General features: G+C 34.0%; 4 protein-coding genes. All 4 read right to left on the bottom strand.

Annotated features, from left to right (window positions below; translation table 11 throughout):
- Positions 1 to 293 precede the first annotated feature (293 nt).
- The 4 genes from D6734_06595 to ftsE are packed head-to-tail and all read right to left on the bottom strand — an operon-like array spanning position 294 to position 4,447.
- Positions 294 to 1,619, bottom strand: coding sequence for a S41 family peptidase (locus D6734_06595; GenBank protein ID RMF94964.1), 1,326 nt, complete (start codon positions 1,617 to 1,619; stop codon positions 294 to 296).
- A 27-nt stretch (positions 1,620 to 1,646) separates the two neighbouring features.
- A complete protein-coding gene (locus tag D6734_06590) occupies positions 1,647 to 2,846 on the bottom strand; it encodes a hypothetical protein (protein ID RMF94963.1) in 1,200 nt (399 codons plus the stop codon).
- A gap of 16 nt (positions 2,847 to 2,862) precedes the next feature.
- Positions 2,863 to 3,771: an ABC transporter permease gene (locus tag D6734_06585; protein ID RMF94962.1), complete on the bottom strand. Its 909-nt coding sequence runs from the start codon at positions 3,769 to 3,771 to the stop codon at positions 2,863 to 2,865.
- Entirely contained in the window at positions 3,764 to 4,447 is a 684-nt protein-coding gene (gene ftsE, locus D6734_06580; GenBank protein RMF94961.1) for a cell division ATP-binding protein FtsE, read from the bottom strand. The genes D6734_06585 and ftsE overlap by 8 nt, the downstream gene beginning before the upstream one ends.
- Positions 4,448 to 4,512: the final 65 nt, after the last annotated feature.

The following is a 4,512-nucleotide window of genomic DNA, read 5'->3' as shown; positions in this document are numbered from 1 at the left end:
TTTTAAAGGTTTTATCAGATAATAGCCGCCTACTACGATCACTATGAGGAGGAAAAGTGAAATAAAGCTTTTTTTACTTCTCCCTTCCGGTTTTTTTTTACCCTTTTTCCTTTTACGTGCCAATTCTCTATCCAAAAATCTATCCAAGTTTACATTATATCTGAGTTGGAATATTTTGTGAATTCTAAATAACTGTTAAATAAATACTGCGGCAATTAGGATTTACTGATTGCAAAAACAAAATATTAAGGCAGACGCTGTTGCGCCTGCCGTTTATATATCTCAAGAGCTTCTCATTTTAAAGATTGAGCAATGCGAATCCCCTTGATAAGGTCTATTGCCCTTCTCAATTGGTAATCGGTTTTAGGCGATATCTTTCGTCCCATAAAGGAAAGGACATTTTCTTCCTTCTTTTTCTCCTCTTTCTTCTCCTTTTCATCCTTTTTCTCTTCCAATTTGTTTTTTATATGTCTTTCCAAATCTTCTTCTCTCGGCACAGGGAAATATTCCTTTTTTTCCTCTAAAACAATCTGTTTTACTTCTATATCAGGTGTAATACCTTTTTCCTGAATTAGCGTTCCTTTTGGAGTATAGTACAGCGCAGTTGTCAGTCGCATTGCCGAACCATCTTTAAGAGGTATTACTGTCTGCACGGAACCTTTTCCGAATGTCCTTGTCCCCATTATAATAGCTCTTTTCCAATCTCTCAATGCACCCGAAACTATTTCTGAGGCACTTGCAGTTCCGCTATTGACAAGGACAACTATTGGCAAATCTTTTGGAATCAAAGGTTTTATTTTTGATTTGAAAGGTGGCATCGTCTTTTTATGGTCTCTTTCTTCTGTATAAACTATCAATTTTCCCTTATCGAGGAATCTGTCTGCTACCTCTGATGCCATATTGAGTAGTCCACCGGGATTGTTCCTTAAATCGAGAACAAGTCCAATGATCTTTTTTTCTTTGAGGTCCTTCAAAGCATTATCCAATTCTGATGCTGTATCTTCCTGAAATTGGCTGATTCTTATATATCCCACATCATCAAAAACTGTATGTTTGACACTTTTGATTACGATTATGTCCCTAATCAAAGGAAACACTAAAGGTTCTTTTTCTCCTTCGCGGACAATAGTCAATACAACTTTTGTTCCCTTTTGCCCGCGCATCAGAGAAACAGCTTCATTCAGAGTCATTCCCCTTGTGCTCTTGCCGTCAATAGCAACAATTTTATCTAATTCTTTTATTCCAGCTCTTGCTGCAGGTGTATCGTCTAAAGGCGAAATAACCGTCAGTTGTCCATCTAAAATGGAAATTTGAATACCAATCCCCCCAAATTTGCCTTTTGTTTCAATCTGCATCTCCTTGAACATTTCAGGTGTCATAAAACTCGAATGGGGATCCAAAGATTCAAGCATTCCTCTAATAGCATTATAAACTAAATCCTTTGTTGACACCTTTTTTTCATCTACATAATTCTTTTTAATGAGAGTAAATGCTTGTGAAAAGATTGATAGTTTATCGTATGTTTCATTATTGGTTCCATTTACTGAAGAAACAAAGAATAGAGTTGAACAGAATATAATCGATATAACCAAAACCGATAATGTTTTTTTAAGCATCATTCTCTCCTTAACTTAATCTCTAATCGTTTATTTGATAGTTACTTTTTGCTCTCTTTCAAGCCATTCAAAAGGGTTTAACGGTTTACCTTTCAAATTGATTTGAAAGTATAATTTAGCAAATCCTTCCCTATCCACATTTATTTTACCTAAAACTTTTCCTGTATACACCTTTTGTCCTTTATTTACAAATGATTGTCCATCAAATCCATAAACTGTATAATAGCCATATCCATGGTCTATGATAATTATATTTTGATACTCAAGATAGGGCGCTGAATAAATTACTTTCCCTTCATAAACTGACTGCACTGCTTTTGACATACGGGATTTAATAATAACCCCGCCTTTCCTGCTGTTTATACCTTCTTCATTATTTGCATCTTCTCCGCTTTCTACCAAAGATATATTTCTCAGAGGCCACATAATTTTGCCTTTCTCATAAATGAGTCCGGCATATTCCTGATTCTCAATCTTATTTTTATCAATAATATAACTAAACCTTCCTTTCTCCTCTTTTTCTGTTTCTTCTTTTTCAGCAATCTTTTCTTTATTTGAAGAAGATTTTTCCTTCAGCTTTGAAATTTTTTCCCTATATTCTTCGCTGTTTTTTTGAATCAGCGAAAGCGCATAACTGAGTTCTCTTCTCTTTCTAATGAGACCTTTCTCGGTCAATCTGACTTTGTTGTATGCATCCTTTGCGTTTTCAATCGAATCCTGAAGTTTTTTATAATCATTTTTTAAAGTTGAAACCTTATTTTTCAAATTATTGAATTTTTCCATCTCTTTCAAAGAAATCATTCTTACTGTATTCAATACATCGATCATATTTAGATAATTTTTTGAGGCATAAATTATTCTCAAGGGATACACCCTTTCCCGCATATAAATTATTCTGAGATATTTTGAGATTTTCTGCTTGATATCAGGAAGCTCTTTTTCTCTTTCATAAATCTCTTTTTCCAATCTTTCTGCCATATTGCGATATTTATTAAATTCTTTTTTATATTTAACAGCTTCCCTTGTCATTTTTTGGATTTCACTATTCAATTTTTCAATCTCTTTTTCAATTACCTTCTTCCTTTCCAGAAGTTTTTTTAACTCTTTTTCATTTTCTTCAATATTGTAAGAATTATTACCAATGATTGATTTATTGTCAGCTTTTACTAAAAAGTTATAGCTGCAAAAAAAGAGGATAAGAAAAATTGTGATAGATTTATTTAGTCTCATAGAATAAAAAAGAAATTCAATTCCTCAGAAATCGTGCAGTCGATAGACTGCTTCCTACTGTGCCAAGCAGTAATCCGCCAATTATTATAAAAGTGATCAAAACCGGGTCAAGAAACTCAAACTTTAAGCCTGAAAAAATAAATGAAAAAGCTTCCTCGAGATTTGACTTTAAAATGGAATAGACAAAATATAATCCAAAAATCGAAAAAACAGCACCAATAAATCCCTGCCATAATCCTTCAAAGATGAATGGACCTTTTATAAAGAATTTAGTTGCTCCAATGAGGCGCATTATTTCGATTTGCACCATTCTCGAGTGAATTGTAATTTTAATAGCATTATAAATTATAAAAACAACACCGACTCCAATGAGTAAAATGATTATTGCAGCTACGAGTTTGATAAAAGCAATAAAGCTGTAAAACCTCTTTATCCATTCTCCTGTTATGTTTACATTTTCAATCCCATCAATCTTTCCCAAAGATGATATGAAATTTTGGAATTCATGCATTTTAATATCATCGATGTTATCTTTCAATCTTATCTGAAATGACGCAGGCAAGGGATTCTCACCAATGAAATCGACCAATTCATTGTATTCAGAATATTCCTCGTTGAATTTTTTAAGGGCTTCTTCTGAAGAAATATAGGTTACCTTTGCTACGGCAGGACTATTGTAAAGCATTTTCTGAAGCTTCACATACTTTTCACTTCCGGGCACAACATCATTGCTCAGATAGAGAGTTATGTCTATATCTGAACTTATCTTCTCAAGGACCCTGTCAAGGTTTGAAACAAAGAGAAGCATAACACCAAAAATAAAAGAAGAAAAAAAGATGATTAGAATCACAGACAACTGCAAATAAAAATGGCGTTTGAAATCCTTAAATGATTGTGAAAGAAAAAAACCTATAATGTTAAACATTTTCTTCTCCCTTTTTCACGCCATCTTTGACAATTTTTCCCTCTTTTAAATGAATATTGCGCCCATTGATGGAGTTCATAAGCGACAAATCATGCGTAGCAAAGATTACAGTACTTCCATTTGAATTTATTTTTTTAAAGATTTGCATTATTTTTTGAGCATTATCCGGATCGAGGTTTCCTGTTGGCTCGTCTGCAAGAACCAATGGCGGATTGTTTACTATTGCCCTCGCAATGCAGACACGCTGCTGCTCACCGCCAGATAGATTATCAGGCACATCGCGATACCTTTTGGAAAGGCCAACCATCTCCAATACACTAAAAACTCTTTCATCGATCTCTTTTTTCTTTTTGCCCAAGATTCGCAAAGCAAAGGCAACATTGTCATATATATTGCTGTCTTTTAACAACTTGTAATCTTGAAATACGACACCTATGTTTCTTCTCAAATAAGGAATACTTTTCGAGGCAAGTTTTGAAACATTCCTTCCAAATACCAATACTTGTCCATCAGTTGCTTTTTCAGCAACATATAAAAGTTTCAAGAGCGTCGTCTTTCCAGCGCCGCTTGCTCCTGTTAAAAAGACGAATTCACCTTTTTTGACACTCAGAGTCAAATCGCGAAGAGCCCAAAGTCCCCCCTCATAGACCTTATTGACATTATAGAATTCAATCATTTCACAAAAATAGACAACTGCTTTTAATAATAATATTATACCACAAGTTCTTTAAAAAGGTTTTT

The sequence above is a fragment of the Candidatus Schekmanbacteria bacterium genome (genome assembly GCA_003695725.1).
In the GTDB taxonomy this organism is placed as follows: Bacteria; Schekmanbacteria; GWA2-38-11; order GWA2-38-11; family J061; genus J061.
This window is presented reverse-complemented; position numbering and strand designations above follow the sequence as displayed.